Below are 14,611 nucleotides of genomic sequence, written 5' to 3' on the forward strand. Positions count from 1 at the left end.
CCTCAGCCCGACAATCCCGACTTGATCGCGATATCCTGCACCTGGCGCGTCACCTGCATCAGTCGCGGCAGCGCCTGGTCGCGAAAGGCCGGCATGTCCATGCGCATCGCGTCGATGGTGACGCTCAATCCCCCGATCGCGACACCCTGGGCGTCGAAGATCGGCGTGGCCAGTGTCCGCAAGCCATAGGCGTTCTCGCCGTCGGAGATGGCGTGGCCTTTCTTCTTCACCAGGTCGAGCCGGGCGAGCAGGGCGTCGAGATCGGTCAGCGTTCGCTCCGACAGCTTGACGCGAGGGCGCGCTTCCAGTCGCTCGATCTGCTCGTCCCGCGGCAGATGCGCCAGCACGACATGGCCGAGCGCGGCGCTGTAGGCGGGAATGCGCGAACCCGGCCGGCGATCCATCTTGTGGCGGTCGAGGCCGGCGCCGACGCGCGCGAGATAGATCACGTCGCCGCCGTCGAGGATGCCGAGCGAGGCCGCATCGCCCACGTCAGGCACGAGGTCGCGCAGCAGCGGCTCGACGATGGCTCGCAGCGATCCGTGCGACAGCACCGTGTAGCCGAGGTCGAGACAGGCGAGCCCGAGGCGGAACCGGCGGCTTTGCGGAACCGGCTGGAGATAGCCGAGCTCGATCAGGGTCTGGATCAGCCGGAACGCGGTCCCGCGATCGAGATCGGCGCGTGCGGCGACTTCACTCAAGGTGAGCTCGAAGGCCTCGCTGGTGAAACTCCTGAGCACGGCAAACGCCTTGCCGACGGAAGCGACATAATTCCTGGGATTCTTTGGGCTAGCTTCAGGTTTGCGCTTCGCGGCCTTCCTTTGGACCTTGGCCATGCTCGAATGCCCCCGTCATGACAGCATCACCCTTGACGCAGGGGTGCGCTGATTTTACTGACAGTATCAGTAAATAACAAATGTTCGCATTCCGAACAATATCGATTTGACGATCGGAGGAAGCTTGTCGACATCATCGCTGCACCCTCATGGCGTGTTCTCCGCCGCGCTGACCCCGCTCGACGCCGAGCTCGCGCCCGATCACGCGCGTTTCGTGGAGCATTGCCGCTACCTTCTGGATGAGGGCTGCAACGGCATCGCGCTGCTCGGCACGACCGGCGAGGCAAACTCCTTCTCAGCGGCCGAGCGCACCGCGCTGCTTGAAGCCGTGGTGGCCGCCGGCATCGCGCCGCAGCGGCTTCTGCCCGGCACCGGCGTTGCCGCGCTCACCGAGACCATCGCGCTGACGCGTCACGCGCTTTCGGTCGGCGTCGACACCGTGGTGATGCTGCCGCCATTCTACTACAAGAACGTCAGCGATGACGGCATCTACGCCTCCTACAGCGAAGTGGTGCAGCGCATCGGTGATGCGCGCCTGAAAGTCGTGCTCTACCACTATCCGCAGATGTCGGCGCAGCCGATCTCGCATGCGCTGATCGAACGGCTGCGCAAGGCCTATCCGGCCGTCTTCACCGGCATCAAGGATTCGTCCGGCGATTTCGCCAACATGACCGCAATGGTGGAGCGCTTCCCCGGGTTCGCGGTCCTGGGCGGCGCGGACCCGTTGATGCTGCCGTTGCTGCGCAAGGGCGGCGCAGGCTGCATCACCGCGACGTCCAACCTCGTCGCGCGCAGTCTTGCCCACGTCTACAAGCACTTTCGCGACGGCGATGACGATCCGGCCCTCAAGGCGGCGCAGGCGCGCATCGTGAAGGCGCGCGAGCTGGTCTCGCGGTTCCCGCAGATGGCATCGCTGAAGGCGCTGGTGGCCGAGCGCACCGGTCACGCCGGATGGCAGCGGCTGCGGCCGCCGCTGGAGTCGCTGCCGCCGGCTCAAATGAAAGAACTGCTCGCGGATGCTGCTGCATTCGCTGCCGCCGCCGTCTAGACTTGGCGCGGGCGACGAGGCGATCCGATGTCCGATTCTTTCCAGGGTGCGTTGGCCGGGCTCGCTGATATCGTCGGCGACAAGTACGTCATCGCGTCCGGGCCCGACCAGGAGCCCTATGTGGTGGACTGGCGCGGGCGCTATCACGGCCGCGCCGTGGCGGTGGTGAAGCCCGGCTCGACCGCCGAGGTCGCCTCCGTCGTCAAGTTCTGCGCGGCAAGGCGGCTCGCGATCGTGCCGCAGGGCGGCAACACCGGCATGTGCGGGGCGGCGACGCCGGACGATCGCGCGGGCAATGTCGTGATCCGGCTCGACCGCATGCGGGCCGTGCGCGACGTCAGCCCGCTCGCCAACACGATCACCGTGGAGGCCGGCTGCATCCTCGCCGAGGTGCAGAACGCGGCCCGGGACGTCGATCGCTATTTTCCCCTGAGCCTCGGTGCCGAGGGCTCCTGCCAGATCGGCGGCAATATCTCGACCAATGCCGGCGGCACGGCCGTGCTGCGCTACGGGCCGACGCGCGATCTCGTGCTCGGGCTGGAGGTCGTGCTGCCCGACGGGCGCGTCTTCAACGGCCTGCGCGCGCTGCGCAAGGACAACACGGGCTACGCGCTCAAGCAGCTCTTCATCGGCGCCGAAGGAACGCTCGGCATCGTCACCGCAGCGGTGCTGAAACTGTTCGCGCCACCGCGCAGCTCGGCTTTGGCGCTATTGAAGTTGCAGGGCGTCGAGCAGGCGCTCGAGATCATGCAGCGCCTGCGCGGTGCCGTCGGCGACCGGCTCGGCAGCCTCGAGATCATGTCGCGGTCGCAGATCGAGGCGATCGCGAAGACGGTGCCGCATGTCACGATCTCCTTCGAGCTGACGACGCCGTGGTATCTGATCGTCGAGCTGACCGACACGCTCGCAGGCGTGGACCTGAGCGAGCCGCTGGCCGCGGTGCTTGCCGAGGCGATGGAGGCGGGGCTTGCCGAAGACGCCATATTGGCCTCCAACCTGGCGCAGGCGAGGGCGATCTGGGCGGTCCGGCACAGCGTGTCCGAAGGCAACAAGCGCAGCGGTTACGTGGTGTCGCATGACAGCGTCGTGCCGCTGGAGCGCCAAGCGGCCTTCGTCAACAATGTCGAGGCCCGGATCAAGGCCGCCGTGCCACATGCGAACGTCGTCATGCACGGCCATATCGGTGACGGCAACATCCATGTCGTGGCACTGATCGATCGCGCGCATTGTCAGGACCCGGATGCGACGGCCGAGCTGGTGGCCGAGATCAACGAGATCGTCGACGACGAAACCGCGGCGCAAGGCGGGGCCATCAGCGCCGAGCACGGCATCGGCATCACCAATCGCGGCCGGCTCGCCCGCGTCGCCGATCCGCTCGACATCGAGCTGATGCGCGATATCAAGCATCTGCTCGATCCGAATGGCCTGATGAATCCGGGCAAGATTTTCGACGCAGGAGGCGTGCGCCGATGACGAGTGTCCGCCTGCTTGCCGACGATCTCACCGGTGCGCTTGACACCGCGGCGGAGTTCGTCGGCCTGTGCGGATCGTTCGACGTTACCTGGCCGGAAGCGCCCGCGACGCAGGGCTCCCGGAGCCTTGCGATCGACAGCGGCACGCGGGAGCGCTCCAAGGCCGAGAGCGTCGAGATCGTCGGGCGGCTGGCGCCGCAGCTCCACGGGGCGACGATCGGCTACAAGAAGGTCGATAGCCTCCTGCGTGGCGCATGGGCGGCAGAGCTCGGCGCCTGCCTGCGCAGCGGCCATTGGGCATCTTGCGTGGTCGCGCCCGCCTTCGACTATCAGGGACGCCGTACCGTCGATGGCCAGCAATTCGCGCGCACTGTGCAAGGCGACTGGCATCGCGTCGGCGACAATCTCCTCGCCCAATTGCAGCTCGAGGGCATCGAGGCGCGGCAGGGGCAGGCCGACACGCTGGCGCAGGCCAGCGTTCAGGTCTTCGATGCCGAGAGCGACATCGATCTCGATCGTGTGGTGGAGATGGGACGGCGCATGCCGGGGCCCGTGCTGTGGTGCGGAAGCGGCGGCTTGGCCGGGGCGCTCGCCCGCAGCCATCGTGCCGACGCGCCGAGCCAGTTGAAGCTGCCGGTGCTGGGACTGTTCGGCTCGGACCAGGCTGCCACGGCGCCGCAGCTCGCCGCATGCGGCGAGGCGACCATCGCCCTTGCGGAAGGTGAGGGCGCGATGCGTGTCCAGCGCAAGCTGGCCGGTGACGGAATCGCATTGGTCAAATTCTCTCTCGCCGAAGGCCTGACGCGCGTCGAGGCGGCGCGGCGGATCGCGCGCGAAATGACGGCGCTGATCGCGGCGCTCGATCGACCTGGCACGTTGATCGTCGCCGGCGGCGAGACCCTGAAGGCCGCATGCGTTGCCCTTGGCGCGCATGCCCTTCAGGTGACAGGACGCATCGTGCCGGGGCTGCCGCGTTCAGTGCTGCAAGGCGGGCGCTGGGCCGGCGTTGACGTCGTCTCGAAGTCCGGAGCGTTCGGAACCCGCGATCTCTGGCGTGATCTGCTCCGGGCCAATCATCTGCTCAGAATGGAGAGTCCGACATGACCTCTCGTCATCTTGCTATCACCATGGGCGATCCGGCCGGGATCGGGCCGGAGATCATCGTCAAGGCCTGCCTCGGGCTGAAGGACCGGATCGCGACGGGCGATCTGCGTCTGCTGATCATCGGCAGCGGCGCGGCGCTGGACGGCGCGAAGGCCGCGCTCGGCACCGACGTTGCGATCCCACGGGTGTCGGCGGACGATCGCGAATGGCTCAACCTCTGCTACCTGCAAGCCGACGCCGAGGGCGACCCGATCAAGCCGGGCGTGCTCAGCGCCGATGGCGGCCGCTTCGCCTATAAGGCGATCGAGCAGGGCGTGCGTCTGACGCAGGCGGGCCGGACCGCGGCCATCGTCACGGCCCCCCTCAACAAGGAGGCCCTCAACAAGGCCGGCTATCATTTCCCCGGCCATACCGAGATGCTGGCCCATCTGACCGGCGTGCGCAGCTCGGTGATGCTGCTCGCCCATGGCAACATGCGCGTCAGCCATGTTTCAACCCATGTCGCGCTGGAAGACGTGCCGAAGCGTCTGACGCCGGAGCGGTTGCGCATGGTGATCGACCTCACCAACGATGCGCTGCGCCGGCTCGGCATTGCCAAACCAAAGATCGCGGTCGCCGCGCTCAACCCGCATGCGGGCGAGGGCGGCCTGTTCGGCCGGCAGGATATCGACGTGTCGGCGCCGACGATCGCCAAAGCGGTCGCCGACGGCCTCGATGTCATCGGTCCCGTGCCCGGCGACACCATCTTCGTCAAGCTGCGCGCCGGCCAGTTCGACGCGGCGGTCGCGATGTATCACGACCAGGGGCACATTCCCGTCAAGCTGCTCGGCTTCCAGGTCGATCCCGCGACCGGCCGCTGGCAGGAGCTCTCCGGCGTCAACATCACGCTGGGCCTGCCGATCATCCGCACCTCCGTCGATCATGGCACAGCCTTCGACATTGCCGGCAAGGGCATCGCCAACGAGCACAGCCTGATCGAGGCCATCGACTATGCCGAACGGCTGGCCGCTGGCGCCTCCGCATCCAAATCATGAGATCGACCGCACGATGACCAACGCCTTCACGCCCATCGAAATCCTTCGTCCCACCATCCTGGAATTCGGCAACGGCACGATCACGGCCGCGGCGCGCTTCGCCGAGCGGACCGGCGCCAAGCGGCCGCTCGTGATTTCCGATGCGTTCAATGCGCGCCGCATCGACATGCTGGCGTTGCCGGGTGCGGTGAAGGTGTTCGGCGACGTCAAGCCTGAGCCGGACCTGCCCAATCTCGAGAAGGCGGTGGCGATGGCGCGCGAGGCCAAGCCCGATCTCGTGGTCGGCTTCGGCGGCGGCAGCGCGATGGATCTCGCCAAGCTGGTCGCGGTGCTCTGCACGTCCGACGTGGCCTTTGCCGACATCGTCGGGCCAGAGAAGGTGGCCGGCCGCAGCGTGGCGCTGATGCAGATCCCGACCACGTCGGGCACCGGCAGCGAGGCCGGCACCCGTGCGCTCGTCACCGATCCCGTCAGCCAGAACAAGCAGGCCGTGCAGAGCCGTTTCATGCTCGCCGACATCGCCATCGTCGATCCGGACTTGACGATGACCGTGCCGAAGGAGGTCACTGCGGCCACCGGCGTCGATGCGCTCGCGCATTGCGTCGAGGCCTATACCAGCCGCAAGGCGCATCCGACGATCGATCTCTATGCGCTCGAGGGAGCGCGGCTGGTCGGGCGCTATCTCAAGCGCGCGGTGGCCGACGGCGGCGACCGCGAGGCGCGCGCCGGTCTTGCCCTGGCTTCGCTCTATGGTGGCTACTGCCTTGGACCGGTGAACACCACCGCCGGCCATGCGGTGGCCTATCCGCTTGGCACGCGCCATCATGTCGCGCACGGGCTCGCCTGCGCGGTGATCTTCCCGCACACGCTGGCCTTCAACATGCCGGCGGTCGAGGCGAAGACGCGCGCAGTGCTCCAGGCGCTCGGACTGCCGGAGCAGGGCGATGCGAAACGCGCGTTCGACGCGACTTACGAGTTCTGCAGGGATCTCGGGATCGAGATGCGGCTGTCCGCGCTCGGCGTGCCCAAGGACGACCTCGGGGTGATGGCCGACGAGGCGCACGCCATTCGCCGCCTGCTCGACAACAACCCGCGCGATCTCGGCCGGGATGCGATCCACGGGATGTATGAGGTCGCGTTCTAAAACACCCGCCGCGCGCGGCGGCCAATCAATAACACAGTGAAAACAGAGGAAACTTCGATGAGATCGATGTGGCTTGTTCTTGCCTCAGTGATGCTGCTGGCGACGTCGCCGGCGAAGGCGCAGGACGGCTATCCGTCCAAGCAGGTGACGGTGATCGTTCCCTTCGCCGCCGGCGGCACCGCTGACATCTTCGCGCGCATGGTCTCCAACCATTTGCAGGTCAAGCTCGGCAAGCCCTTCGTGGTGGAGAATGTCGGCGGCGCCGGCTCGATCCTCGGCGTGACACGGCTGGCGAAATCGGCGCCTGACGGCATCACGCTCGGGCTTGCCAGCACGTCGGCGCTCGCCATCAACCCCTCGCTCTATGGGCCGAAGCTCAGCTACCAGCCGGACAAGGATCTGGTGCCGGTCGCCCAGATCAGCGTCGTGCCCAACGTTCTCGTCGTGAACCCCAACAAGATCAAGGCGCGCACCGTGCCGGAGCTAATCGCCTATCTGAAGGCGAATCCGGACAAGGTCTCGTTCGGCTCGGCCGGCGTCGGTACTTCGCAGCATCTGGCCGGCGAGCTGTTCCAGCAGATGACCGGCACGAAGATGGTGCACGTGCCTTACAAGGGCTCCAGCCAGATGCTGACCGATCTCCTCAGCGGTCAGATCGATCTCGCCTTCGACAACGTGCCGCTGCTGCTGCCGCAGGTGAAGACCGGCCAGCTCGCGATGCTTGCGACAGCAACGCCGAAGCGCGCCGCGTTCGATCCGGAAGTCCCGGCCGTCGCCGAATTCCTACCGGGCTTCGAGGCGGTCGCCTGGCACGGCTTCCTCGTCCCTGCGGGCACGCCGAAGCCGATCGTCGAAAAGCTCTCGGCCGAGATCCGCGCCTTCATGCAGCAGCCGGACACGGTACAGAAGATGGCCGAGCTCGGCGCGGCTGCGGTCGCGGTGGATTCGGAGCCGTTCGCAGCCTACATCACCGCAGAAACGGCGCGCTGGAAGAAGGTGATCGAGGCCGCGAACATCAAGCTGGAGTAGGGGGCAGGCGTTCACCCCAAGGCTTGGCTGGCGCGTGTCGCCGACCAAGCTGTACCGCGCACGCGAGAACCAGCGCGATCGACCTCCAGGCGGAAGCCGTCCGGCATTCGCGGCGCGTCGCCGTCGGCCGGGATGTTGCAGGCTGGGCAGGGTGCGCCGGCGCCGCCGCAACCGCATGCGCGCGGGCCGTCCCATGGGTAGTCCGGGTGGTTCTCGCATACGCAGCCGAGATCGTCACAGGCCGTGCACTTAGCCACGGCCGGCGATTCGCAGCGGCAGCGCCAGTTGCACCCCGATCGCGCGGCCCAGCTGGCTTTCGATGAAATCGCGCAGCGCCTCCGGAATATCGCAGGCGCCAAGCTGAACGCCAAAGCCTATGGTCGGTGTCAGAGTTGTGGCCAGATCAGTAGCGGTATCGCCCGGGCGCGCGCCTCCAATTTGGATAGCAGCGTCCGTTGTCATAGTTGAAGTCGTACCCATCGGGGCAGGATCCGTACCCATAGGCTCTATAGCCTTGATAGTCCGGCTGCGGTCGGGCATAGGTACCTGGCGCCTTGTATTCGTTAGGATAACACCGCCCATTGGAGTAGTTGAAATCATAGCCGTGCGGACACCCGCCACTTGGCGAGCCTGGAAACTGGGCCATGGCCGATGAGACTGATCCTAGGATTGCCAGCGCCAGAATTGCAGCACGAATAAACACTGTTCTCTCCTTTTGATTGATCTTCAACGAAGGGCGTGGATACGGGTTCCAATAGGCAGATTACGCCTATGATATGCAACGCTTATTGAATGGGGCATTCACCAGCCGTTCAGCTGCTACGTTGGATTGTGAGATTTCTCGATCTCTATTGACGCAAGACGTTCAGTCAACCAATTTCCGGCCCTCGGGCAAACCGTTAGAGCGCGCCGCGAAGCCGATGGGACTGAGAATTGCCAATTTTAGGGATAGCCTCAGGGGCCGTCCTGTAATTCGTTCTCTACCGGACGTTTCATTATTGGCATTCCGAAGAGCCGCATGATCGGCTCATCGAGGTTATTGAGGGGGCCAAGTGGGGAATGAGCTGGCTCCACTAACCTCCAAGCCCTCCGACAGCGTTACTGGCGGATTGCCGTCGTCTTCAGGGGCGAGCGGTTACGGTTCGAAACGAAGCCATTCTCCGCAGTATCCAGCGAGCGAGTTGTTTGTGTCGGGCTTCGGTGACCATGGCGAAGAGCCAAGCGACGAAATTTGAGATGAGGATCGCCAGCACGAATCTCACCCAGAGCGGCGACGTCAAGTGCCAAACGACGATCTTCACTATCGTGAAGTGGATTAAGAACAGGCTATAGGAATAACCTGCGAAGAACCCGACGATTGATTGAAATCTTCGGAGCCGGTTTTGGCCCTGCGCTGCGATCGCAAGACTCACAAAACACAGCGCAAATAGGGTTGTGCAGCTAGCGCGTACTCGTCGCCGCGCACATGAGAGCCGCGCCACTTCCAGAACAACAGGATAGAGAGGATGGCGCAGGCGACTGTCACCAGCCGATCGATCCTCATATTGATCGCGACGAAGTACCCGCCGAAGCCCAGCAACCAGAGCACGAAGAGGCCGTGGGACGCGTCCGGCCTCTCAGCAAAATGGAACAGTGGAACGGTGGCGGTTGCGATTGCCAGCACGAGGCCAGCGATCTGGTCGCGACCTTTGCAGAAGAAGAACAGGCCGCCGACGAAGAAGTAGATGTGAAATTCGATGGCGAGCGTGCTGAGCTGGCCGGCTGAGCCGAATGTGTCTCCGCCCCACCTACCAGGATAACCCTGCAGCATCACCAAGTTCTTCAAAAAGCTTGCCGCGCTGTCGAGTCGAAACCGCTCAACTCCGAGCGCCCAGGCGGAATAGTCCAGTACGGCGATCAAGATCAGCGCCGGCGCGTATGCGGAGTATATGCGGGCGAAGCGCTCGACGGCATAGTTCAGCAGGGAATAATCATCAGCTTTGGTTCGCTCGTGGAGAGTGAATGCGATGACGAAGCCGGACAGCACGAAAAACAGAAGAACGCCGATATCGGGGATTAGCGTCTGCGTAGCCCCGCCGAAGAACGTGAAAGTCAAATTCCAAGTGTGCCCGACGCAAACCATTTGGGCGGCGAGCGCGCGGAGGAGATCCAGCAATGTGGAAGTATCGTTCTTCGTTCGATCGAGGCTGAACATTTTGATCTGCGCGGCGGCTTCGTGCTTTATGGAGCGTCAGCAAGTATCCGGTCATACGGCCCGCGCTCATGTAACTCAAGGCAATCGTTCTCCACAGCATATTTGATGCCGGTGCCGAACTCGCTGCCTTGCCCGTTTCCAGGTTCAGCTCCGGCGCGTATTCGGAGAAGCTGTTCGCCGGCACCAGGCAACGGCTCTCCGGCTTCAACCAGCGACGCCAGTGTGGCGACGTCGTGTTACGCTCGTTGGTGACGGGGGGCCCCTTGATGCTCGGCGGCGACGGCATGCCCAGCGCATCATGGCAAGCTCGCACTCGCCGTTGTCGGCGGCACGCACCACGGGCGCCGGATTGTCCTGGAAGGCCGAGGGCATCGCCGCCAGGTTGCCGACGTAGCGATTGACGACGCGAAACAGCGCGCTGATCGCCGCCTGGCTGGCGGTGACGCTCTAGAGATTGCACATCGTCAGGAGGCCTTCTTGATGCGGCGAGATGGTGCGGCGGGTTGCGGATCGCCGGCCTGACGCAGGACGATCAAATCCGGCCGGCGCTTCTTCGCTGGCACGGACTGCCGTACAGAAGTTACGCATGAGCGCGACCTGCCGATCGCGCGGCTGCGTGAGTCGTCGCGCGTCCTCGAGACGTTGTGCGGAAGGTGACTTCCGCCTTGCGGATCTCACGGGCGTGGTATTTGCGATCGCCGCCGGAAAGCGGTGGCGCCTTGATGATGCGGGCGGCGGACATGGCGCCGAGTCATAAGGTGAGAACGTAAAGAGAACGAGCCGCGATAGTCACAGAGGGGCTGGACCGCGAACGCCGACGCGGCTATATGAGCGCCAGCGCGCCGCTGACTTGCAAAACTTTTGCTGCGGTTTGCAAAACTTCCGAAGAAAGTCTTGTTATATCAAGAGCTTCGGTGGGGAATGGTGTAACGGTAGCACAACAGACTCTGACTCTGTTTGTCTTGGTTCGAATCCAGGTTCCCCAGCCAGTTCAGGCGCTTTTCCCAAGCCATAATTGACCCGCCCCGCGGCCGCGCCCCGCTCGCCGCGCCGCCGCTCGCGACGGTTTGCCTCATCTGAAAGCACATCTGAGGCGTCGGATCGCGGTGCGCTCCATCGTCCTTGGGACACACAACCCAAGGAGATCCGTGATGCCCTATGTCGATGGTTTCGTGCTGGCCGTGCCGAAGGACAAGATCGAGGCCTACAAGGCGCTGGCGAAGACCGCCTGCGCGGTCTGGATGGAGCACGGCGCGCTCGATTATGTCGAATGCATCGGCGACGACGTTCCCTATGGCGAGCTGACATCGTTTCCGCGCGCGGTGATGGCGAAGGAGGATGAGCTCGTGGTGTTCTCCTGGATCGTCTATCGCGACCGCGAGACGCGCGATGCCGTCAACAAGAAGGTGATGGCGGACCCTCGGCTGAAATTGGACGGCATGCCGTTCGACGGCAAGCGCATGATCTATGGCGGCTTCACGACGCTGCTGCGGGCGAGCGATGTTATCAGTTGAGTGAGGTCGAGCAGGGAGGCTCGTGGCTCGGATGGAGCGTAAGCGAAATCCGGGTCCGCTGTCCGTGCTCCAGGTCGGCAGAAGCGTGCTGTCGGGCACCGCGGCCGCGCTCGCCGAGGACCCGCAGGTGCAGAAGGCCTATCTCGGCGTCGGGTGACCCATCTCCGCCTGAAGCAGCAGCAACAGGCAACCGGCGAGCCGCCTCTCCATCTCTTTCGACGAAAGCGACAGCGGTCCGGGATCGTTGAGGATCGCGTTCACCAGCGTGCCCAGCACGACCTGGAAGCCGAAGGCGATGGTGCGGGTCTTGGCGGCCTTGCGTCCCTTGCCCATTCCCTTGCCCATGGCTGGCAACAGGAGAGGGGTGGCGCGCATCGTGGTGGCTTGGGCGAGCGCCTTGAACGGCGTCCATTTGTCCGGGCGGGTGTCGTCATGCTGAAGCGCCGCGCGCAGCACGCCCTCGTGGTTGCGCATCCAGGCGATGATGCCGCCGACGATGACATGGCAGAGCTTGTCGAGGCCGGTGTCGGGTGACGGGCGCCTGATCTCGCCCAGCCGCTGCTCGCCGTCGCGCGTGGCCAGCGCCATCAGGGCGTTGAAGTAGGCCTCCTTGCTCTCGAAGCGGCTGTAGAAGGCGCCGACGGTGACGCCGACCTCGGCGCAGAGCGCCTCGATCGAGAGTTCGGCAAGGCTGCGCGCCCGCAGCATGTCGGCGCCGGCGCGCAGCAGCGCCAGCGTCGTCTCCCGGCTGCGCTTCTGGCGCGACGGGGCGACGCCCGGCAGGTCGAAATCGCGAAATCCGGGCTCTTCAGAACGTGCTCGCATCCGCGCTTGCATCCGTTTTAAATCATAATCATAATTCTGATTATAATTTAAGCGTGGTCAGACCGCGGGTCAACCGTCCGGTTCACGCAACAAGCAGGGAGAGGCAGATGAGCGCAGGCAGCGGCACGCCGTTCCGCGGCACCGTCGGCAAGACGGTTGCGGAGTCAAAACCCTGGTGGCCGCAGGCACCGAGGCCGCCCGAGGGCGCGCCGAACATCCTCATCGTGCTGTTCGACGATGTCGGCTTCTCCGATTTCGGCTGCTACGGATCGTCCATCAAGACGCCGGCCATCGATAAGCTCGCCGCGGAGGGCCTGCGCTACAGCGGTTTCCACACCACGGCGATGTGCTCGACGACGCGTGCGGCGCTGCTCACCGGGCGCAACCACCATTCGGTCGGCGTCGGGTGCCTTGCCAATTTCGATTCCGGCTATCCCGGCTATCGCGGCAAGATCGCGCGCGAGGCGGGGACGCTCGCCGAGATGCTGCGGGTGCACGGCTATCGAAACTACATGGTCGGCAAGTGGCACGTCACCCCGCTGACCGAGAGCGGCGCCACGGGCCCGTTCGACGGCTGGCCGCTCGGGCGTGGTTTTGATCGTTTCTACGGCTTCCTCGATGCCGAGACCGACCAGTATGCGCCCGAGCTCGTCTCGGACAACACGCACATTGATCCGCCGGGCACCTATGCCGACGGGTATCACCTGACCGAGGACCTGATCGACCAGTCGATCCGCTTCATCGGCGATCACGTCGCCGACCGGCCGGATATTCCCTGGCTCACCTGGGTCGCGCTGGGCGCCTGCCATGCGCCGCATCAGGCGCCCGCCGATATCATCAGGAGCTACGACGCGGCCTTCGCGCACGGCTGGGACGTCGAACGGGAGCAGCGCCTGGCGCGCCAGAGGGCGATGGGCCTCGTGCCGGCGGCAACGCGGATGCCCGCGCGCAACGACGGCGTGAAGGCCTGGGAGGAGCATACCGCGGACGAGCGCCGCGTCTTCACGCGCCTGCAAGCAGCCTTCGCCGGCATGCTCGACCATTCCGACCGCCATCTTGCCCGGCTCGTTGCGTTTCTCGAGACGGCCGGCATCCGCGACAATACTGTCATCATCGTGATGTCCGACAATGGCGCGAGCCAGGAGGGCGGGCCGCTCGGTTTCGTCAACGCGATGGGGCCATTCAACTTCAAGCCGGAGCCAATCGCGGAGAAGCTCGCCCGCATCGACGACATCGGTGGGCCCGACACCCACAGCAATTTCCCGCATGGCTGGGCGATGGCGTCGAACACGCCGCTGCGCCGCTACAAGCAGAACACCCATGGCGGCGGCATCCGCGATCCCTTCGTCATCAACTGGCCGGAGAAGATCGCAGGCAAAGGCGAGCTGCGGCACCAGTTCGTGCACGCCTGCGACCTCACGCCGACGCTGCTGGAATTGATCGGCATCGAGTCGCCGCCGACGATCGCGGGCTGCCGGCAGATGCCGCTCGAAGGCGAGAGCTTTGCGCGCTCGATCACGGACGCGTCCGCGCCCTCAAAAAGCTCGCCGCAATATTTCGAGATGTTCGGCCATCGCGGCCTCTGGCAGGCGGGGTGGAAGGCGGTCGCCTTCCATCCGCCCGGCACGCCGTTCGAGAACGACAGATGGGAGCTGTTCCATCTGGATCAGGATTTCTCCGAGACGAATGATCTCGCCACCAAGGAGCCGGAGCGTCTCGGCCGCATGATCGCGACTTGGTGGGAGGAGGCGGAGAAGCACAACGTGCTGCCGCTCGACGACCGTTTCGGGCCGCGCTTTGCGGAGAACGCCGCGCGCTTCCACGGTGCGCGCCACCATTTCGTCTTCCACCACGGCATGGGTCACGTGCCGACCGATGTGGCGCCCGACGTGCGCAGCCGCAGCTACACGATCGAGGCGCATGTCGAGATCGACGAGGCGGGCGCCAACGGCGTGCTGATCGCGCACGGCGATGCGACGTCGGGCTACAGCCTCTACGTCAAGGACGGCCATCTCGTGCACGACCTCAACATCGGCGGCAGCCACCAGGTCGTGCACTCGAACCGCAAGGTGCCGTCAGGTGCGCGGCGGCTCGGTGTGCGCGTCGAGCGCCTCCTGCGCAAGGAGCCGCCGGCCAAGGGCTCGCGCACCGGCGTTACCGAATACACGCTGCTGATCGACGGCGAGCCGGCGGGCACGCTCCAGACCCAGCTCGGCTTCCACACGCTGATCTCGTGGTCCGGCCTCGACATCGGCCGCGACCGCGGCAGCCCGGTGTCGCATTACGAAGCGCCGTTCGAGTTCGAGGGCCGGCTGCTGCGCGTCACCGTCACCATGCACAACGACCAGAAGCTCGACGGTGATGCCGTCGGCAACGCGCAGATGGCGCGGCAGTAGGGGCGAAACGTCCCG

The 14,611-nt window shown here is 65.1% G+C and carries 13 protein-coding genes, 1 tRNA gene and 1 pseudogene; 10 read left to right on the forward strand and 5 right to left on the reverse strand.

The genetic code is table 11. From position 1 onward, the window contains the following. Positions 1-2 precede the first annotated feature (2 nt). Positions 3-836: an IclR family transcriptional regulator gene (locus tag AAFG50_RS18305; protein ID WP_028170937.1), complete on the reverse strand. Its 834-nt coding sequence runs from the start codon at positions 834-836 to the stop codon at positions 3-5. Between the two features lie 124 nt (positions 837-960). Here AAFG50_RS18305 and AAFG50_RS18310 point away from each other — a divergent pair, with 124 nt between their 5' ends. From AAFG50_RS18310 to AAFG50_RS18335, 6 genes are read left to right on the forward strand one after another with little or no spacing between them, the layout of a single operon-like run. Next, positions 961-1,884, forward strand: coding sequence for a dihydrodipicolinate synthase family protein (locus AAFG50_RS18310; RefSeq protein WP_028170938.1), 924 nt, complete (start codon positions 961-963; stop codon positions 1,882-1,884). A 27-nt stretch (positions 1,885-1,911) separates the two neighbouring features. Then, entirely contained in the window at positions 1,912-3,357 is a 1,446-nt protein-coding gene (locus tag AAFG50_RS18315) for an FAD-binding oxidoreductase (protein ID WP_028170939.1), read from the forward strand. After that, positions 3,354-4,460, forward strand: coding sequence for a four-carbon acid sugar kinase family protein (locus AAFG50_RS18320; RefSeq protein WP_028170940.1), 1,107 nt, complete (start codon positions 3,354-3,356; stop codon positions 4,458-4,460). Before AAFG50_RS18315 ends, AAFG50_RS18320 begins: the two co-directional genes overlap by 4 nt. Beyond that, positions 4,457-5,494: a 4-hydroxythreonine-4-phosphate dehydrogenase PdxA gene (gene pdxA / locus AAFG50_RS18325; protein WP_028170941.1), complete on the forward strand. Its 1,038-nt coding sequence runs from the start codon at positions 4,457-4,459 to the stop codon at positions 5,492-5,494. The genes AAFG50_RS18320 and pdxA overlap by 4 nt, the downstream gene beginning before the upstream one ends. Positions 5,495-5,507: 13 nt before the next feature. Then, complete coding sequence (locus tag AAFG50_RS18330) at positions 5,508-6,638, forward strand: iron-containing alcohol dehydrogenase (RefSeq protein WP_028170942.1); 1,131 nt, start codon at positions 5,508-5,510, stop codon at positions 6,636-6,638. 57 nt (positions 6,639-6,695) lie between these two features. After that, positions 6,696-7,667: a tripartite tricarboxylate transporter substrate binding protein gene (locus tag AAFG50_RS18335; protein ID WP_028170943.1), complete on the forward strand. Its 972-nt coding sequence runs from the start codon at positions 6,696-6,698 to the stop codon at positions 7,665-7,667. A gap of 249 nt (positions 7,668-7,916) precedes the next feature. Here the strand turns inward: AAFG50_RS18335 and AAFG50_RS18340 are convergent, their stop codons facing one another. The 3 genes and pseudogenes from AAFG50_RS18340 to AAFG50_RS18350 all read right to left on the reverse strand — a co-directional run. After that, entirely contained in the window at positions 7,917-8,129 is a 213-nt protein-coding gene (locus AAFG50_RS18340) for a hypothetical protein (protein ID WP_131234174.1), read from the reverse strand. 946 nt (positions 8,130-9,075) lie between these two features. Then, on the reverse strand, positions 9,076-9,861 hold the full coding sequence (locus tag AAFG50_RS18345; protein ID WP_028170945.1) for an acyltransferase family protein: 786 nt from the start codon (positions 9,859-9,861) through the stop codon (positions 9,076-9,078). Between the two features lie 127 nt (positions 9,862-9,988). After that, a pseudogene (locus AAFG50_RS18350) lies at positions 9,989-10,284 on the reverse strand (SOS response-associated peptidase); the annotation flags it as partial. A gap of 492 nt (positions 10,285-10,776) precedes the next feature. Between AAFG50_RS18350 and AAFG50_RS18355 the strand changes: the two are divergent. The 3 genes from AAFG50_RS18355 to AAFG50_RS18365 all read left to right on the forward strand — a co-directional run bounded on the left by AAFG50_RS18355 (position 10,777) and on the right by AAFG50_RS18365 (position 11,532). Next, positions 10,777-10,850: transfer RNA gene (locus AAFG50_RS18355), tRNA-Gln, on the forward strand. 162 nt (positions 10,851-11,012) lie between these two features. Then, complete coding sequence (locus AAFG50_RS18360; RefSeq protein WP_028170946.1) at positions 11,013-11,375, forward strand: DUF1428 family protein; 363 nt, start codon at positions 11,013-11,015, stop codon at positions 11,373-11,375. Between the two features lie 31 nt (positions 11,376-11,406). Then, positions 11,407-11,532, forward strand: coding sequence for a hypothetical protein (locus AAFG50_RS18365; protein WP_231166696.1), 126 nt, complete (start codon positions 11,407-11,409; stop codon positions 11,530-11,532). On the opposite strand, the gene AAFG50_RS18370 is transcribed toward AAFG50_RS18365, so the two are convergent. Next, complete coding sequence (locus AAFG50_RS18370; RefSeq protein ID WP_039185093.1) at positions 11,514-12,200, reverse strand: TetR/AcrR family transcriptional regulator; 687 nt, start codon at positions 12,198-12,200, stop codon at positions 11,514-11,516. The two genes, AAFG50_RS18365 and AAFG50_RS18370, sit on opposite strands and share 19 nt — an antisense overlap. Before the next feature lie 107 nt (positions 12,201-12,307). On the opposite strand from AAFG50_RS18370, the gene AAFG50_RS18375 reads away from it, so the two are divergent. Next, the gene (locus AAFG50_RS18375; protein ID WP_028170948.1) at positions 12,308-14,596 is read left to right on the forward strand and encodes an arylsulfatase; all 2,289 of its coding nucleotides are present in this window, start codon (positions 12,308-12,310) and stop codon (positions 14,594-14,596) included. Positions 14,597-14,611: the final 15 nt, after the last annotated feature.

Origin of the sequence: Bradyrhizobium sp. B039 (assembly GCF_038965675.1) — a bacterium.
Lineage (GTDB): Bacteria > Pseudomonadota > Alphaproteobacteria > Rhizobiales > Xanthobacteraceae > Bradyrhizobium > Bradyrhizobium diazoefficiens.

Bases quoted from the DNA above. Each gene is read 5' to 3' on its own strand.
- AAFG50_RS18315 (WP_028170939.1), top strand. From the start codon at position 1,912: ATGTCCGATTCTTTCCAGGGTGCGTTGGCCGGGCTCGCTGATATCGTC.
- AAFG50_RS18320 (WP_028170940.1), top strand. From the start codon at position 3,354: ATGACGAGTGTCCGCCTGCTTGCCGACGATCTCACCGGTGCGCTTGAC.
- AAFG50_RS18305 (WP_028170937.1), bottom strand. From the start codon at position 836: ATGGCCAAGGTCCAAAGGAAGGCCGCGAAGCGCAAACCTGAAGCTAGC.
- AAFG50_RS18365 (WP_231166696.1), top strand. From the start codon at position 11,407: ATGGAGCGTAAGCGAAATCCGGGTCCGCTGTCCGTGCTCCAGGTCGGC.
- AAFG50_RS18330 (WP_028170942.1), top strand. From the start codon at position 5,508: ATGACCAACGCCTTCACGCCCATCGAAATCCTTCGTCCCACCATCCTG.
- AAFG50_RS18375 (WP_028170948.1), top strand. From the start codon at position 12,308: ATGAGCGCAGGCAGCGGCACGCCGTTCCGCGGCACCGTCGGCAAGACG.
- AAFG50_RS18360 (WP_028170946.1), top strand. From the start codon at position 11,013: ATGCCCTATGTCGATGGTTTCGTGCTGGCCGTGCCGAAGGACAAGATC.
- AAFG50_RS18345 (WP_028170945.1), bottom strand. From the start codon at position 9,861: ATGTTCAGCCTCGATCGAACGAAGAACGATACTTCCACATTGCTGGAT.
- AAFG50_RS18335 (WP_028170943.1), top strand. From the start codon at position 6,696: ATGAGATCGATGTGGCTTGTTCTTGCCTCAGTGATGCTGCTGGCGACG.
- AAFG50_RS18370 (WP_039185093.1), bottom strand. From the start codon at position 12,200: ATGCGAGCACGTTCTGAAGAGCCCGGATTTCGCGATTTCGACCTGCCG.
- pdxA (WP_028170941.1), top strand. From the start codon at position 4,457: ATGACCTCTCGTCATCTTGCTATCACCATGGGCGATCCGGCCGGGATC.
- AAFG50_RS18340 (WP_131234174.1), bottom strand. From the start codon at position 8,129: ATGACAACGGACGCTGCTATCCAAATTGGAGGCGCGCGCCCGGGCGAT.